The organism is Nocardia sp. NPDC051787, from assembly GCF_040681325.1.
Lineage (GTDB): Bacteria > Actinomycetota > Actinomycetes > Mycobacteriales > Mycobacteriaceae > Nocardia.
Window position 1 is genome coordinate 177,099 of record NZ_JBFAYO010000010.1, and the last position, 15,490, is coordinate 192,588.

Consider the following 15,490-nt stretch of genomic DNA (forward strand, 5'->3'; position numbering starts at 1 on the left):
CATTCGGTGAAAGATGTTGTCGCGCAGACACTATAAGCATCTTTGTTGCGGTCGGCGGTGTTTTCCTTCGACCGTTGGATGACAAAGCCCGGCTGGCTTTCCAGGCGGTCGCCGAGACGCACGGGTACCGATCGGGCTCATGCCACGCATAGGGAGGCCGCCCTGGCGTCGCCACGTATACGGCCCGCAGACCTGTACGGTCGATTCTTCGAGTTGCAATCGGTACTGCCGCCGATCGACCGGTGCGCGAGCCCGGTCCTGATTGTGAATGGGTCGAGGCCGCCGAATTCCATGGCGCGAGCACTGTCGCACACGGCTACACCGGCAAGAGCATCGAGGAACTCGGCTGGCCGGCCTTATCCGTGTGTCGCGGTGTGCTCGGCTCGAGCGGTCAGCGCAGTGGTTCGAATGTTCTTGACAACCGCCACAATCCGGTCCACATCCTCCTCGGAGAAGATGTCCTCCGGCCCCGTCGGCGCCACCGTCTTGAACGGCGGTTCGTAGAGCGCGCCCACCTCGATCACCCCGTTCTTCCTGATGTAGTCGGTGAGCAGGTTCAGGAAGTGGAGCTGGCTGGCGGTGAGGGTGCGGCCGATGTGGAATTCGTCGAAGGCGGCGGTGGCGTCGAGGCCGGTGAGCGAACGAAGGAAGAGGCCGAGTCCGCCGTGTGCGGCGGCAGCGTGCTCGATGTCCTCGGCAGTGCCCGAATCCGTTGTCGAGGAAGATCTTTTCGAGCTCGCCGAGGTCGGCCGAGGTGATCTGCTTGTTGCGCAGCAGTTTCTGCACTGCGAGCACGTCCTCGTGGCTGCGCAAGTAGGTGCGGACCTTCGATTCGAAGCGCGCCATGCCCTTACCGCCGCCGGGGGAGTACGGCTATCGCGATCTCGCTGACGTCGCTGAGTTCGTCCCGGAAATCGGTGTAGAGCGGATTTTGGGCGCCTTTGGCGGGAATCGCCTTGACCAAACTTCGCAGCCGTCGACGCAGTGTTTTCCAGCATGGGGAGGGTGACATCCTCCCACCATGGACTGATGAACCTGCCACGGGCGGTCGGGACGGCGAGAGGAGTGATCCCACCCGATGCCCAGAATCCGGCAGGCGAAGCTGGCCGGTGTCGTCGCCGGTCTAATGGCTGTGACGGTCGGCATGACCAGCTGCAGCAGCGAAAGACATGACGCTGACCACCGCTCAGAGCCGACCCGGGCCGCGAAGGACGCCGACATCGCCAGAGAGGCTTCCGAATTCGGCGGAATCGTCATTCCGGTGAATGCCGCCATGCTCGGCGCGCGATCAGAGCACGGTCGCGACGCTCTCTACCGGCTGGCCATATCCACGGATCCGCAGGGTCTTACCCTGCTGCTGGCCATATCGAAGTTCTCCGCGCCGCTGAACAAGGTTTTCCGCGTGGCCGAGACCACCGTTGCGGGTCCGTGCCTTTGGAGACTTCGCCGTCGATCCTGCAGGCCGAGGACGTCTACCGGCGCCCCGACGGAAAGTCGGTCAACCGTATCGTCATCGTGGATGAGCGGGACCCGTCGAGCCGCTCCGTCCACATCCAGCTGTTCGACACATAGTCCGGGTATTCAGCTGAACAACTCACCCGAGGGCCCGGTACCCGCGGACTGGGGTGAGCTATGTCCCTGGCTGGGGAACTGGAACAACGGTGAGCACCGTGTCGGTCCCTCGGAAGTCGTCCGGGTTTGTCGTGAACAGCGGCAGCCGGTTGGCGGCTGCCACCGCCGCGATCATCAGATCGGCTTCCCGACGCCGCGGCTTACGACCCATGGCGATGACACCAGCCGCGATCAGACCGTACTGACGTGCCGCAGCAGCGTCGAACGGCAGCGGGTCGAACGTGGCCTCGACCCGCTGTAGACGCGCGATTCGGCGGCCCCGCTCGACGAAATCATCGGTTTGGTGAACACCGGCAGACAGCTCCGCAAGAGACACTGCACTCGTCAGAAGCTCCCCAGGAAGGGTCTCCCGTGGTAGATGTTCGAGGTGAATCAGGATGTTCGTATCACCGAGTCCGCGCAGATATCGCGAGGTCATTAGGATTCCTCAGCGCGGTGTGCCCGAAGATAAGCATCGAAGTGAGCCGTACCGTCGATGTTTTCGGCTTGGTCGGCCCGGAATCGTTCGATATCCATCGGCGGCAGGTCTGCGAACGCCTCGAGCAACTCGTCCACCGGTACGGCTCGGCGCCGCGCGGGTGTGGGCGGCTGATTCACGTACGAATCGATCGCGGCCAAGGCGACCTGCTGCATCGACCGGTGCTCGACCTCTGCCCTGCGGCGTAGGGCCTCGGTTTGTTCGTCGGTGAGGCGGAGAGTCATAGCCATGCATGCAATGATACCGCAAGGTATCACCGCCGCTGCCGGGGGCGGTTGGCACCATTGGTGGCCGCGTCCGGAGTCGGTTCCGGCGGCGCGCCAGTTACTGGTAGCCGCCGCGAGCGCGGAGGGCGGTGTCTGTGCGAGGGTGTACGCATGGCCGTTGTCCCAGCATCCGGGGCGATAGCACCCGATCGTGAATGAGCTTGCATCGTCATGCATAATCATTTGCAGGACGTGCGGCCGCTGTGGCGGGAAGCCGGTCCGTACTACAGACGAGCACCGAAACATCGAGGAGCACACAGACATGTCCGAGCGCGTCGTACTCGCCTACTCCGGTGGGCTGGATACCTCCGTCGCGATCAGCTGGATCGGCAAGGAGACCGGCGCCGAGGTGGTGGCCGTCGCCATCGACCTCGGCCAGGGTGGCGAGGACATGAACGTGGTGCGCCAGCGCGCGCTGGACTGCGGCGCCGTCGAGGCGATCGTGGTCGACGCCCGCGACGAGTTCGCCGACGAGTACTGCCTGCCCACCATCCAGGCCAACGCGCTGTACATGGGCCAGTACCCGCTGGTGTCCGCGATCAGCCGCCCGCTCATCGTCAAGCACCTGGTCGAGGCGGCCAAGTTCCACGGAGCCAGCACCGTGGCGCACGGCTGTACCGGCAAGGGCAACGACCAGGTTCGCTTCGAGGTCGGCATCGGCGCGCTCGCGCCCGACCTGAATGTGATCGCCCCGGTCCGCGACTACGCGTGGACCAGGGAGAAGGCCATCGCTTTCGCCGAGGAGAACGCGCTGCCGATCAACGTCACCAAGAAGTCGCCGTTCTCCATCGACCAGAACGTCTGGGGCCGCGCGGTGGAGACCGGCTTCCTCGAGGACCTGTGGAACGCCCCCACCAAGGACGTCTACGACTACACCTCCGACCCGACCGTCAATTTCGAGGCGCCGGACGAACTGATCATCCGGTTCGAGCGCGGCGTGCCGGTGGCCATCGACGGCCGCCAGGTCAGCGTGCTGGAGGCGATCGTCGAACTGAACCACCGCGCCGGCCGCCAGGGCGTCGGCCGGCTGGATATGGTCGAGGACCGCCTGGTCGGCATCAAGAGCCGCGAGATCTACGAGGCGCCCGGCGCCATCGCCCTGATCGCCGCGCACCAGGCCCTGGAGCACGTCACCATCGAACGCGAGCTGGGCCGCTACAAGCGGCAGGTCGAGCAGCGCTGGGGCGAGCTGGCCTACGACGGCCTGTGGTTCTCCCCGCTCAAGCGGGCCCTGGACGCTTTCATCGGCGACACCCAGCAGCACGTTTCCGGCGACATCCGGATGGTCCTGCACGGCGGCTCCGCCGTGGTCAACGGCCGCCGCTCGGACCAGTCGCTCTACGACTTCAACCTGGCCACCTACGACGAAGGCGACACCTTCGACCAGTCGCTGGCCAAGGGCTTCGTCCAGATCCACGGCCTGTCCTCCAAGGTCGCCGCCCGCCGCGACCTGAACCAGAAGTAGTCCCGGCGCGCCGGTGCGCGAATCCGCACCGGCGCGCTGTCCGCTGTCCCTGGTTCGCAGTTGGGGGAGTCGGACAGCTCGGCGTATGTTCCCCCGCAAGGTTTGTCACCGCGGCTTGGACGGAACAACGGAATCTCGCAAGATCATGGGTAACTCACCGGGTACCGCCAGAACTCCAACGGCACCTGACGCAGGACTTGGACGCAGGTCTCGTGTCACCTGACGTGTACGGCTTGAAGGATCGGAGAGGCGGGGGAGCACCCAACGCAGGACCTGAACGCAAATCACTCGGCACCCGACTTGTACGGCCTGAAGGCCCGCAGAGGCGGGGGAGCCTGAAGACACGGAGAGGCGGAACAGCGCAGTGAGCACGAATCAAGGCGCGCTCTGGGGCGGGCGTTTCGCCTCCGGACCGGCCGAGGCGATGGCCGCGCTGAGCAAGTCGACACACTTCGACTGGGCGCTGGCCCCCTACGACATCCGGGCGTCGAAGGCGCACGCGCGGGTGCTGCACAAGGCGGGCCTGCTGTCCGATACCGAGCTGTCGGGCATGCTGGCCGGGCTGGATCGGCTTGCGGCGGACGTGGATTCGGGCGCGTTCGGCCCAGCCGACTCGGACGAGGACGTGCACGGCGCGTTGGAGCGCGGCCTGATCGAGCGGGTCGGCGCCGAGCTCGGTGGCAGGCTGCGCGCCGGACGATCGCGCAACGACCAGGTGGCCACCCTGTTCCGGATGTGGTTGCGCGACGCCGTGCGCCGGGTGGCCGCCGGTGTGCTCGCGGTGGTGGACGCGCTGGTGGACCAGGCCGCCGCACACCCGGACGCGGTGATGCCGGGTAAGACCCACCTGCAGGCCGCCCAGCCGGTGCTGCTGGCCCACCATCTGCTCGCGCACGCTCATCCGCTGCTGCGCGACCTCGATCGGCTGCGGGATTTCGACAAGCGTGCGGCCGTGTCGCCCTACGGTTCCGGCGCGCTGGCCGGTTCCTCGCTCGGACTCGACCCGGAGGCGATCGCCGCGGAACTGCACTTCGACGCGGCCGCCGCCAATTCGATCGACGCCACCTCGGCGCGGGATTTCGCCGCCGAGGCCGCGTTCGTGCTGGCCATGATCGGCGTCGACCTGAGCCGGATGGCCGAAGAGGTGATCATCTGGAGCACACCGGAATTCGGCTATGTCACGCTCGCCGACGCGTGGTCGACCGGGTCCTCGATCATGCCGCAGAAGAAGAATCCGGATGTTTCCGAGCTGACCCGCGGCAAGGCGGGCAGGCTGATCGGCAACCTCACCGGACTGCTGGCCACCCTCAAAGCGCAACCGCTCGCCTACAACCGTGACCTCCAAGAGGACAAGGAACCCTTGTTCGATTCGGTCGCCCAGCTCGAGCTGCTGCTCCCGGCCATCGCCGGCCTGGTATCGACGCTGACCTTCCACACCGACCGCATGGCCGAACTCGCGCCTGCGGGTTTCACGCTGGCCACCGACATCGCCGAATGGCTGGTCCGCCAGGGTGTTCCGTTCCGCATCGCGCACGAGGCGGCAGGGGCATGCGTGCGCGCCGCCGAATCCCGCGGCGTCGGTCTCGACGACCTCACCGACGAGGAGTTCGCCGCCATCGATCCGGCGTTGACCGGAAAGGTGCGCGAGGTCCTCACCGTGCAGGGCTCCATCGCGTCCCGCAACGCGTGGGGCGGAACGGCGGGCGTCCAGGTCGCGGCACAGCTCGACGAGGTGCGCCAGGCAGCGTCCGCTGCCCGCGCCTGGCTGGGCTGATCCGCTTTCCGGCTCGGCCCGCCGAGTGGAGTCGGTACCGGCGGGCGTCCAGGTCGTCGCCGCACAGCTCGACGGGGTGCGCCGGGCGGCGTCCGCTGCCCGCGCCCTGGCACGGCTTTTCCGGCACCGCTGGCAACTGCCTGCTGAGAGGTTCGGGGCAAGTGCTGGGCTTACGTGATGGTCGGGGCCGCTGACCCGCTATCTCGAGGGGCATCGTCCACATGCCCGGGATGGACGGCGTTTGTGCAGCTAGAGGAGATAGGGCGCGGCGTCAGGTGCACGCGCCGAGCTGGGCTGATCCCTCGGTTCCGCCGCGGCTCGGCACGGTGATGGAATGCTGTTCGTGAAGGGATCCGTCTTCGCGTTGTCTACCCGACGATGGTGATGTCGGCCCCGCTGAACAGCAGGTCGCTGGGACGCGGGGCGCTGTGCCCGGCGTCCGGCATGAGTTCGGCCTCTGGCGCCAGCTCGTGCAGCTGCCGGAGGAACACTTCGACGGCCAGCGTGGCCATGCTCTTGCCCGGACAGACATGCCTGCCGAATCCGAAGGTCAACGGCAGTTTGCCGGTTCCGTGCAGGTCCAGGCAGTCCGGGAACGCCTCCGGATCGCGGTTGGCGGCGGCGAACAGCACCAGCACACCTCCGGCGGGCAGCCGGGTGCCGCTGGCCAGCACGACCGGCGTCCTGGCTCGGCGCTTCCACGCCACCAGGCCGGGATCGAGCTGGAGGATTTTCGCGGCGACCCGTCCGCAGGCCCCGGGGTCGGCGAGCATGTTCCACCACGTCCGGTCCGGATCATCGAGTAGACGCTGCAGGCCTTGCTGGATGCTGCCGCTCACCGTGTGCACGCCGGCGGCGAGCGAGTTCGCCATGGCCGACACCGCGATCCGATGGGAGAGCCCGGCGTCGCGTAGCCTGCGCGCGAAACCGGTTGCCTCGCTACCGCGACCCGCTCGCACGGCCTTGCCGCTCACCGTGAACAACCAGCCGAGCGCGCCCACCGCGTCGGCCAGTTCGCGTCCGCGCAGCATGCGGCCGAGCAGTCCCGATTGCGCGCCGCTCCAAGCGGCTACGTGTGGCCAGTCGGATGCGGGCAGGCCGACGGCCGCGCCGACCGTCCGCGCGGCGTACGCGATCGACAACGCCGTGATGTCGAGCGGCGATCCGGAACGATAGCCCGCGTCGCGCAGCGCGTCGTGAAAATGCTCGGCCATGGCCGCCGACCTACCTGGCCGGTCCGCCGCGGAAATCGTGAAGTGTCCGGACGGACCGGCCATGGTGTTCCACACGCGCTTGTGCAGCCGGTCGTCGGTCAGGTTGGCCGTCGCCTTGGCGGGCGGCGGAACCAGGTGCCGCACGAAATGCGGAATGGCTCGCGGCGTCGTCGCGATGCGCGGGTAACCCACCAGTGGGTCCAGCGAATTCGCGTTGGAGATGCCCGGAGTCGTCGCGTCGAGCACCTCGCGCACGTCGGCGTACTTCCAGATCATGTGCAGTCCGGACGGGTGCCGGTAGGTCGGCTCCGGCCATTCGTGCAATCGGCGATATCGTTCGTCGCGTTCGGCGTACGACATCTCATTGCAGGTCAGCTTGTCGAACGGGAATCCCGTCGCCGCGACGATCGGTTCGAGCACGACGTGAGCGTAGGGATGCGCGGCAAAGAGTGCCGACCGGTCTTTCTCGAGCGTGGGAAGTGTCACTCCGGTGACCTCGCGATCGAAGCTGCTCCCGCGGCTCGCCGCTGGCTACGCTGCGGCAATGACCTTGCTGCTGCTTGCCCTTGCCATCGCCTCCGAAGTGACCGCGACCGTCTCGCTGAAGCTTTCCGAAGGATTCAGCAAGCTCATCCCATCGATCGTTGTCGTCGTCGGTTACTGCGCGGCGTTCTACTTCCTGGCCCAGGCGTTGAAGCGCGGCATGCCGATCGGAGTGGCCTACGGCATCTGGTCGGCGGTCGGCGTCGCCGCGATCGCGGTGATCGGCGTGCTGTTCCTGGATGAACGGCTCAGCCTGGTGCAGGTCGGCGGCATCGCGCTGGTGATCCTCGGCGTGCTGGCATTGGAACTCGGTGGCGCGCAGTGATATTCGGCTTGCATCGGTTGGTGCACGAACTGCCGGTCGCGCCGGGATCAGTGATCGTGTTCCGCGGATGTCCGATCGCCCACCGAGATGTCCGCGAGTGCCGGTCGGTGTGTCCATGTCAAAGCGGGCGTCAATCCGAAACGCGCACAATGTATCCCGCGTTCGACAGTGCCGTGAGCACATCGTCGCGATGTGTGGGGCCCCGGGTCTCCAGGGTCAGCGACACCTCGACCTCGTCCACCGCCAGCCAGGTGCCGGTCCGTGCGTGCGCGACATCGACGACGCTCGCGGCCGTCTTTCCGATGACGGCGAGCAACGCGCCGAGCGCACCCGGACGATCGGAAATCGTCACGCGCACCGCGAGGTAGCGGCCCGCCGCGCTCAGACCGTGGCCGATCACACGGGTCAGCAGGAGCGGATCGATATTGCCTCCGGACAAGATCGCGCAGACCGGACCGCGTAGATCGAGCTCTTCCGGCGCGCGACTCATCAGCGCGGCGACGGCCGCGGCCCCGGCGGGTTCCACGATCAGTTTCGCGCGTTCCAAGCACAGCAGCAGCGCCTGCGACAACGCTTCCTCGTCCACCGTCACAATCGCCGAAACATATTCGGCCACATGGGCGAACGGCACCGCGCCGGGCTGCCCGACCGCGATGCCGTCGGCCATGGTCGACATGCGATCGACCCGGACCGGACGGCCCGCCGCCAGCGAGTCCGGCCAGGCGGCCGCCTCCGCGGCCTGAACGCCGATCACGCGCACCCGCGGCGCCAAGTGCTTACACGCGATCGCGACACCCGCCAAGAGGCCGCCACCGCCGGTCGGCACGAGCACCGTGCCGACCTCGGGCAGTTGCTCCAGGATCTCCACACCGACGGTCGCCTGCCCGGCCACGATGTCGGGATGGTCGAACGGGTGGATCAGCGTCGCCCCCGTGCGGTCGGCGAAATCCAGCACGGCGTCCAGTGACTCGTCGATGGTCTCGCCGACCTGGCGCACCTGCGCGCCGTACGCCTTGGTCGCCATGAGTTTCGGCAGCGACGCGCCGATCGGCATGAAGACCGTCGACTCGATGCCGAGCGAAGCCGCCGACCACGCGACCCCTTGCGCATGATTACCCGCGCTCGCGGCGACGACGCCGCGCGACCGCGCCTCCTCTGGCAGGTTCGCGATCCGGTGGTAAGCGCCGCGCGGCTTGAACGACCCGGTCCGCTGCAAGTTCTCGCATTTCAGCCACACCTCGGCGCCCGCGCGCTCGGACAACACCCGCGACGCCACCAGGGGAGTCCGGCGGATCACCGGAGCGAGCAACCGCACGGCCGCCTCGATCCGCGCCATGTCGACCAATTCCATGCCGCCATGCTGCCACTGTGCCGATCGGGCGGACGAGATCAGACGGCCCTGACGAGGTTGGGGGCGAGCGCGCCAAGCCCGGGCAGCGGGTCGTCGCCCAGCGGATGGCGATGTCGGCGGTCGAGTCTTCCGGATGAGTGCGTGGATGCCGCTCCGGCGGGTCTCGGGGTACGCGCCCCAGCCGTCAATGCGACCGGTCGGTACTGTGAGATTTTCCAGATCATCCTCGGCGAACTACGCCGGGTGATTCTCGACGGAGCGGTGCCGCCGCGCACCCTCATCCCGCTACGCGAAGTGGCGGAGTTGTTCGGGGTGAGCCACATTCCGGTGCGCGAGGCGCTCGCGACGCTGATCGGGGAGGGGCTGGTCACGCACGAGCCGCACGCCGGGTACGCGGTGGCTCAGCTGACCGCCGCGGAACTGCGCGAGATGTACGTCGTGCGGGAGACGTTGGAGACCGCTTCCCTGGCCGCGGCGGCCCTGAATCACTCCGCCGCCGATCGTGCCGAGCTGCTCGAGGTGAACGCCAGTCTGGAACAGGCCATCCGCGATGACGATCCGGCCGCCTACCACCGCACGTCGCGCACGTTCCATGTGGCGCTGACCCGCCCCTCCCGCATGCTCCGGCTGCTGCACATGCTCGAGACGGCGTGGAACGTCACCGAGCCGGTGCAACCGATGGTGCACATCGGCCGGGCCGATCGGGTGCGTCTGCACACCGACCACGCCCTGATGCTCGACGCGTTTCTCGCCAGGGACGTCGATCGCCTGCTGCGCGTCGCCGAACAGCATCACCGCCGGCTGGAGGCCGTGATCGCGACGTTGCCCACCGACACCGGCTCGCTTGCTCGGGAAGACATATCCGCGGCACGATAGCCGCGCGATTTGTTGCGCACATCCGCGCCGAGGTGGGCGTACCAGTGGTGGACGGCGTGGCGGCGGGGGCATTGACCGTGCGATCGCTGCTCACGCTCGGTCTGCGGGAATCGGCAGGAATTCGCCCCGACGCCACGCCGTACACCGGCCCCCTTGTCCTTCGAGCCTGAATTCGGTCAGGCAGCCGCCGCGGTGACGAGCCTGCGTAACTCGGCGTCCGGGTTGGCGACGTCGACGATGAGCCGGGTAACTTCCGCGCCCGCCAGGTCGATACGGATGGCGTGTCCGTCGAATCGGGTGTCCCAGAATTCTTTGCGTCCTTTGCCGCGGAACGTGCCCGCCGCGATCACGCCGGGGAAGAACGTGCCGGGTGCACGCACCCACGGTGGGCGGCGGTCGACACCGGCCAGGCCGAGCGCGGTGATATCGGCCAGATCAAAGGTCAGCCGATCGCGCAGCGCGAGCAGTTGATGCGCACCGAGCACGTGAACCGTGACCGTCGTTCCCGTGACCTCGAATTCGACCATCGCGCACCTCATTCCACCGAGAACTCGTACAACCTCAGGATGCAGAACGGTCCTGGCCATAGCCTGTGCCGTTCCTATGATTTCTCTCAGTTTCGGGCCATGGTGTTACATGGATATGCGCATCTACCCATGTATCCGCAACGATCGAGGCGCTGAGCAGCCCGGACAGGGCGCTCATGCCCCGGGCCGGAGGGCTGGGTTCCGCGCGGAATGGGATCGAGGCAGCCGGGCCGGCACCATCGTTACGTGCGCGGTCGATGGTGCACGGTGGCCGCCTCGAACCGACGATCAGCGCACCGGCGTTCCCGTGACGTGCGCGTGTTGGGCGATATCCAGGACCCCGGCCAGCCAGGGCGTGTAGGTGGCCGGATTGTCGGTCAGCGCGTCGCGTAGGGCATCGGGTCGGATCCACACCCAGTCGGCGACCTCGGCCGGATCCGGCCGAGGTGTGCTGTCCAGCCGGCCGATCAGCACGTGATCCCACTCGGACTCGACACGGCCGGTGCGCCGGTCCGCGGCGTGATAGCGGTAGATCCCCGCCTCGGTCAGCGCCGCTGTCAAACCCATCTCCTGGGACAACCGCAGCGCCGCCGCGGTGGCGACCGATTCGCCGGGAGCGGGGTGGCCGCAGCAGGTGTTGGCCCAGAGTAGAGGGAACCTGGTCTTCACCGCCGCGCGCTGCTGCAACAGCACCCGCCCGTCCGAGTCGAAGAGCAGCACGGAAAACGCGCGGTGCAGCAGGCCCGGCGCCATATGGGCTTCGGCGACCGAACACGCGCCGACCGCGCGCCCCGCGTCGTCGACGAGCTCGACGGGCAGGGCCTCGCGATCGGTGGTCGGCTGGGCGAGGGTGTCGGTCACCTGCTCACCTTATCGGCGGCAATCAGCAGGTAGTGGAAGCTGCCCTCCCGGTAGGCGGTCAGGAACGGTTTCTCGACACCGGTCGCGAGCTCGGATTTCGTGCGCAGCTCCCAGTACGGGATGGTCGCCGCCGTGAGGTCGGTCACGGCGATGGGCACCAAGTGATTTTCGGCCATGGCGCGGAAGTACTCGCCGCGCGGATGGATCATGCAGCCGTAGTGCGCGTCGATCCAGCTGACCGAGGAGGAGCGTCCTCCGGTCACGTCGTTGGAGCAGCCGGTGATGCACACGTAGCGGCCACCCGGCTCCAGCAGCCGGGAGAACTCGCGGAACAGTTCGAACAGGTCCACGTACATCGTGGTCTCGTTGGTCCAGATACCGCGCATGGACCCGGCTTCGAATCCGGTGTCCAGCATGTTGCGGAAGTGGAACCGCACCTTGTCGGCGACGCCGCGATGGGCGGCCTGCTCGTTGGCGAAGCCGACCTGGTATTCGGAGATGGTCACCCCGTCGACCTGGCAGCCGAAGCGCTGATTGGCCATGAGGCTGGTGCCGCCGCGGCCGGAACCGCCGTCCAGCAGCCGGTCGCCGGGGCGTATGTCGCCGAGGTGGTCGAGCAGGAACTCCGCCTGCGCGGTTTCCAGGCGGTGCAGCTCGGTGACGATGCGCTCCTCGCGGGTGTCGTCCGGTCCGGTCAGCACGGACAGGTCGGGCTCGCCGATGCCGTAGTGGTGGTGATAGAGGCCGTCGACCTCGCCGAGTTTGGTGTTGACCCGGTCGTCGTTCGGGTTGTTGTTCCAGTACGCGGCGACGGACTTCTGGTAACTCGTACGCAGAACGGTGCCGGTCTCCGGGTTGAGCATGGTCATGCGCGATCATCCTCTCTCGGTGCTGGTACTGCCTTTATTGCGGGTCGCGATAGCGCTTGCTGTCGGCGTGCCAGGCGCGGTTGCCGCCCATCCAGGCCCACAGACCGGCCAGGAAGCGGCCCAGCTCCGGCGATCCCGCCGTGGCCAACGGCGCCGCTTCGCGTTCGAATCGGTGCACCAGCTCGTCGTGCACCTCGGCGGTGCGCAGCACGGCCTCCCGGCGCGAGCAGCGCTCCTCGGCGGCCAGGACGGTCGGCAGGTTGAATTCCCTGCCGCCCGACAGGTCCTCGCGCGCCATGGAATACAGGTCGTTCACCATCTGGCTGGCGAGCGCGGCGGTGGTGACCACCCGGCGTACCACGGGATCGGTGTACTCCGCCGCCTGCAGCTCGTAGCCGCCGACCACGTCGGTCGGCGCCATGCACGGCAGGAAGCTGTGCGGTTGCCGGTTGGTGAGGTACTCCCATACCGGCGGCATCCGTCCTGCCGCCCGCCATCCCGCCTCCGCGCCGAGGGCGATGAACCAGCCCGCGATCTCGGTGCGCAACCGGGCCAGCTGCGCCGGGCGGGCGTAGCGGGCCAGATGGGCGAAAGAGGTGCGGAACGCACGCAGGATCGGGTCGGCGTCGAGGGCCGCCTCGAGCTGGGCTTGGTAGCGCGTCGGCAGATGGACCGGATCCATGGCGGCGGCGGCCAATTCGAGCCGCGGTCCCAATTCCGCCTCGGCGCTGGACGGGGTACCGTCCGGTGCGCGGTCGTCGGCGTCCTCCTCGCAGTAGTAATCGTCCACCGACCATTCCGATACCGCGCATTTCGCCACCGCCAGCAGCCGGTCGGGGTCGTCGCAGTCGGGATGCGCCAGCATGATCAGCCGCCCGAAGTCGGCGTCGCGCAGCGTGTCCAGGCGGCCTTCGTACAGCCCGATATCCCTGGCCCAGTCCACGATTCCGTCATTGACGGCCGCCGCGAGCGCGGGATCGTCGCGCAGCGGCGGCGGACAGTACAGCGGGGGAATCGGGTCCTGCTGATCGCGGTTCGCCTTGGCAGTGCCCGGCCCGGTCGGCCCTCGCGGAACACGCCCCGAGTCGCCTGCGGGTTCCGGTTCGTCCCTTCCGGCTCGCAGGACGGATATCCCGCTGTGTCTGTCGAGTAACGCCGACGCTGTACCCAGCCCCGTCGGTCCGGCGGGAATGCGGGGCGGTGGCATCTGTCGCGCGGTCCCGAGATTCTGTGCCGGTGTGCCACCCCTTGGCGTTGTTGTGGTCGGCATGATGCCCCCAGCAGCGCCCAAGTGATCGTCAGATGGTGCGGTTCGCCCCGGCGGGAATTCCTGCGTCCGCGCCGAAGGGGGCGTCTTCGCCGCCGCGGTGTCGGAAGCCACCGCGGTGCGATCCATCCCGCGGAGCGGAAGCAGCAACGCGGCGGCACCGAGTCCGCTCGGACCGAGCAACCCGCGTGGCGCGACATTCGCTCGGTCGATCGGTAATAAATCACTCTGCGCGCCAGATGCTTTCGCGTGGGACGCTGTGGCTTCCGCGTGGGGCATCGCCATCGAGCCCGTGGTCTGGCGAGCATCCGTCGACGGGCGCGGATCCACCGCGGCTACATTCTGCTTTTCGGCGGCAAACAGCTCGCGAGGCGCGGTCGTCCGGGTATCGGCGAGCAACGCGATGACGGTGGCGGCCACCTCGTCGGTCGCTTGGGACGCCGCGGCGCGGGAGAGCACCGACATGCCCATCACCCCGGTCAGTCGGCTTGCCGGGCGACCAGGACATTGTCGAGCACGCCGAGCGCGTCGGGCACCAACACGGCCGCCGAGTAGTAGCAGTTGACCAGGTAGGAGATGATCGACTGGTCATCGATGCCTTTGAAGCGGACGTTCAGGCTCGGCTCGTACTCGTCCGGGATGCCGGTCTGGTGCAGGCCGATCACGCCCTGGTCCTTCTCGCCGGTGCGCATGGCCAGGATCGACGTGGCCTGGGTGTCGCTCACCGGGATCTTGCCGCACGGGAAGATCGGCACGCCGCGCCACGCGAAGACACGGTGTCCGTCCACCTCGACCGGGTCCGGGTAGATTCCGCGCCTGCTGCATTCGCGCCCGAACGCGGCGATCGCCTTCGGATGGGCGAGAAAGAGTTTCGTGCTGCGGCGCATGCTGAGCAGCTCGTCCATGTCGTCCGGGGTCGGCGGGCCGGACTCGGTGTAGATGCGCTGCTTGATATCGCAGTTGTGCAGCAGGCCGAAATCGGGGTTGTTGACCAGGTCGTTCTCGCGGCGTTCGTAGAGCGCCTCGATGGTCAGCCGCAGCTGCTGCTCCACCTGGTTCATCGGGTCGTTGAACAGGTCGGCGACCCTGGTGTGCACCCGCAGTACGCTCTGGGCCAGACCGAGCTCGTACTCGCGCGGGGAGGCGTCGTAGTCGACGAAGGTGCCGTGCAGCAGCGGCTCACCGGCGTGACCCGAGGCGATCTCGATGTCTGCCTCGCCCTTGGTGTTCTGCCGGTGGGTGGGCGCTGCGGCGACGCGGGCAAGTCGCTCGCGCAGTGCGGGAGCGCTGTCGACCAGCTCGGTGAGCGATCGCCGGGGGAGGACGAGCATCGTCGTATTCGTCACGGTCTTGACCGTGACGGGCCAGATCGCCGACGGATCGGTGAGCATGGCGTCACCGAAGAAATCACCGCCGGCCAGCATGCCGAGCTTGGTCTGCTCGCCGTACTCGCCGGACCCGATCTTGCTCAATTTGCCGTGCACGATCAGCAGGACCTGATCCATCGGGTTGCCGAATTCCGCCACGACAGATCCCGGTTCGAGATCGCGCTGTTCGAAACGCTGTGCCAGAGCGCGCAACACTTCCTCGTCGCCGAAGTCGCGCAGCGGCGGAAGCTCTCGCAGTTCCAGGGGAATGACCTTCGCGGTGGAGCCGTCGATGTCGAATTCCACCGCGCCATTGCCCAGGGTGTGGGTCAGGCGGCGGTTCACCCGGTACACACCGCCTTTGACTTGCGTCCAGGGCAGCATGCGCGTGAGCCAGCGCGAGCTGATGCCCTGCATCTGCGGTTCGGACTTGGTGGTGTGCGCAAGCAGGCTGGCTGTGCTGGTACTGAGGCTTTTGCGCACGTTGTCTTCCGTTGAGACCGGCATTTCTATGGTCATGCGTGATCCTCACCTCGAGTCGGCCACCGAAACGATCGGTGGTTACGGGGAGTCGGGAATGTTCAGAGTCGTCGATAGTTCAGAGTCGTTGGGTGTGCACAACAGATCGGCGGACGCGGGGATGTCCGTGGAGAGCTCATCGAACGAAATTGCCTA

General features: G+C 67.4%; 14 protein-coding genes and 2 pseudogenes. 6 read left to right on the plus strand and 10 right to left on the minus strand.

The window, feature by feature from the left end:
• Window positions 1–356: 356 nt before the first annotated feature.
• Window positions 357–998 carry a type I restriction-modification enzyme R subunit C-terminal domain-containing protein gene (locus AB0M45_RS13600; RefSeq protein WP_364327292.1) on the minus strand — a complete coding sequence of 214 codons (642 nt, stop codon included), beginning with the start codon at window positions 996–998 and terminating at the stop codon, window positions 357–359.
• A 430-nt stretch (window positions 999–1,428) separates the two neighbouring features.
• Here AB0M45_RS13600 and AB0M45_RS13605 point away from each other — a divergent pair, with 430 nt between their 5' ends.
• Window positions 1,429–1,572 carry a hypothetical protein gene (locus AB0M45_RS13605; protein WP_364327295.1) on the plus strand — a complete coding sequence of 48 codons (144 nt, stop codon included), beginning with the start codon at window positions 1,429–1,431 and terminating at the stop codon, window positions 1,570–1,572.
• A gap of 58 nt (window positions 1,573–1,630) precedes the next feature.
• On the opposite strand, the gene AB0M45_RS13610 is transcribed toward AB0M45_RS13605, so the two are convergent.
• Both AB0M45_RS13610 and AB0M45_RS13615 read right to left on the minus strand, forming a co-directional pair.
• Window positions 1,631–2,050 carry a type II toxin-antitoxin system VapC family toxin gene (locus AB0M45_RS13610; protein WP_364327298.1) on the minus strand — a complete coding sequence of 140 codons (420 nt, stop codon included), beginning with the start codon at window positions 2,048–2,050 and terminating at the stop codon, window positions 1,631–1,633.
• 176 nt (window positions 2,051–2,226) lie between these two features.
• Window positions 2,227–2,340: pseudogene (locus tag AB0M45_RS13615) on the minus strand (CopG family transcriptional regulator); the annotation flags it as partial.
• A gap of 298 nt (window positions 2,341–2,638) precedes the next feature.
• Between AB0M45_RS13615 and AB0M45_RS13620 the strand changes: the two are divergent.
• Both AB0M45_RS13620 and argH read left to right on the plus strand, forming a co-directional pair.
• Window positions 2,639–3,841: an argininosuccinate synthase gene (locus AB0M45_RS13620; protein ID WP_364327302.1), complete on the plus strand. Its 1,203-nt coding sequence runs from the start codon at window positions 2,639–2,641 to the stop codon at window positions 3,839–3,841.
• Between the two features lie 364 nt (window positions 3,842–4,205).
• The gene (argH, locus tag AB0M45_RS13625; protein ID WP_364327305.1) at window positions 4,206–5,615 is read left to right on the plus strand and encodes an argininosuccinate lyase; all 1,410 of its coding nucleotides are present in this window, start codon (window positions 4,206–4,208) and stop codon (window positions 5,613–5,615) included.
• Window positions 5,616–5,983: 368 nt separating this feature from the next.
• On the opposite strand, the gene AB0M45_RS13630 is transcribed toward argH, so the two are convergent.
• On the minus strand, window positions 5,984–7,249 hold the full coding sequence (locus tag AB0M45_RS13630; RefSeq protein WP_364327307.1) for a hypothetical protein: 1,266 nt from the start codon (window positions 7,247–7,249) through the stop codon (window positions 5,984–5,986).
• Between the two features lie 124 nt (window positions 7,250–7,373).
• On the opposite strand from AB0M45_RS13630, the gene AB0M45_RS13635 reads away from it, so the two are divergent.
• Window positions 7,374–7,697: a multidrug efflux SMR transporter gene (locus AB0M45_RS13635; protein ID WP_364327310.1), complete on the plus strand. Its 324-nt coding sequence runs from the start codon at window positions 7,374–7,376 to the stop codon at window positions 7,695–7,697.
• A gap of 130 nt (window positions 7,698–7,827) precedes the next feature.
• Here AB0M45_RS13635 and ilvA read toward each other — a convergent pair whose 3' ends face one another.
• On the minus strand, window positions 7,828–9,048 hold the full coding sequence (gene ilvA / locus AB0M45_RS13640) for a threonine ammonia-lyase (protein WP_364327313.1): 1,221 nt from the start codon (window positions 9,046–9,048) through the stop codon (window positions 7,828–7,830).
• 210 nt (window positions 9,049–9,258) lie between these two features.
• On the opposite strand from ilvA, the gene AB0M45_RS13645 reads away from it, so the two are divergent.
• Both AB0M45_RS13645 and AB0M45_RS13650 read left to right on the plus strand, forming a co-directional pair.
• Window positions 9,259–9,924, plus strand: a complete 666-nt coding sequence (locus AB0M45_RS13645; RefSeq protein ID WP_364327400.1) for a GntR family transcriptional regulator — start codon at window positions 9,259–9,261, stop codon at window positions 9,922–9,924.
• 14 nt (window positions 9,925–9,938) lie between these two features.
• Window positions 9,939–10,094 (plus strand): annotated as a pseudogene (locus AB0M45_RS13650) (Asp/Glu racemase); the annotation flags it as partial.
• Window positions 10,095–10,100: 6 nt separating this feature from the next.
• On the opposite strand, the gene AB0M45_RS13655 reads toward AB0M45_RS13650, so the two are convergent.
• From AB0M45_RS13655 to AB0M45_RS13675, 5 genes are all read right to left on the minus strand, one after another.
• Complete coding sequence (locus AB0M45_RS13655; protein WP_364327316.1) at window positions 10,101–10,451, minus strand: hypothetical protein; 351 nt, start codon at window positions 10,449–10,451, stop codon at window positions 10,101–10,103.
• 288 nt (window positions 10,452–10,739) lie between these two features.
• Window positions 10,740–11,312 carry an isopentenyl-diphosphate Delta-isomerase gene (idi, locus tag AB0M45_RS13660; RefSeq protein WP_364327319.1) on the minus strand — a complete coding sequence of 191 codons (573 nt, stop codon included), beginning with the start codon at window positions 11,310–11,312 and terminating at the stop codon, window positions 10,740–10,742.
• A complete protein-coding gene (locus AB0M45_RS13665) occupies window positions 11,309–12,181 on the minus strand; it encodes a geranyl diphosphate 2-C-methyltransferase (protein WP_364327322.1) in 873 nt (290 codons plus the stop codon). Before AB0M45_RS13665 ends, idi begins: the two co-directional genes overlap by 4 nt.
• A gap of 34 nt (window positions 12,182–12,215) precedes the next feature.
• Entirely contained in the window at window positions 12,216–13,913 is a 1,698-nt protein-coding gene (locus tag AB0M45_RS13670) for a family 2 encapsulin nanocompartment cargo protein terpene cyclase (protein ID WP_364327325.1), read from the minus strand.
• A 14-nt stretch (window positions 13,914–13,927) separates the two neighbouring features.
• Window positions 13,928–15,334: a family 2B encapsulin nanocompartment shell protein gene (locus AB0M45_RS13675; protein WP_364327328.1), complete on the minus strand. Its 1,407-nt coding sequence runs from the start codon at window positions 15,332–15,334 to the stop codon at window positions 13,928–13,930.
• Window positions 15,335–15,490 lie beyond the last annotated feature (156 nt).

Bases quoted from the DNA above. Each gene is read 5' to 3' on its own strand.
- AB0M45_RS13600 (WP_364327292.1), bottom strand. From the start codon at position 998: ATGCTGGAAAACACTGCGTCGACGGCTGCGAAGTTTGGTCAAGGCGAT.
- AB0M45_RS13610 (WP_364327298.1), bottom strand. From the start codon at position 2,050: ATGACCTCGCGATATCTGCGCGGACTCGGTGATACGAACATCCTGATT.
- AB0M45_RS13620 (WP_364327302.1), top strand. From the start codon at position 2,639: ATGTCCGAGCGCGTCGTACTCGCCTACTCCGGTGGGCTGGATACCTCC.
- AB0M45_RS13635 (WP_364327310.1), top strand. From the start codon at position 7,374: ATGACCTTGCTGCTGCTTGCCCTTGCCATCGCCTCCGAAGTGACCGCG.
- ilvA (WP_364327313.1), bottom strand. From the start codon at position 9,048: ATGGAATTGGTCGACATGGCGCGGATCGAGGCGGCCGTGCGGTTGCTC.
- AB0M45_RS13655 (WP_364327316.1), bottom strand. From the start codon at position 10,451: ATGGTCGAATTCGAGGTCACGGGAACGACGGTCACGGTTCACGTGCTC.
- AB0M45_RS13665 (WP_364327322.1), bottom strand. From the start codon at position 12,181: ATGACCATGCTCAACCCGGAGACCGGCACCGTTCTGCGTACGAGTTAC.
- AB0M45_RS13670 (WP_364327325.1), bottom strand. From the start codon at position 13,913: ATGTCGGTGCTCTCCCGCGCCGCGGCGTCCCAAGCGACCGACGAGGTG.
- AB0M45_RS13675 (WP_364327328.1), bottom strand. From the start codon at position 15,334: ATGACCATAGAAATGCCGGTCTCAACGGAAGACAACGTGCGCAAAAGC.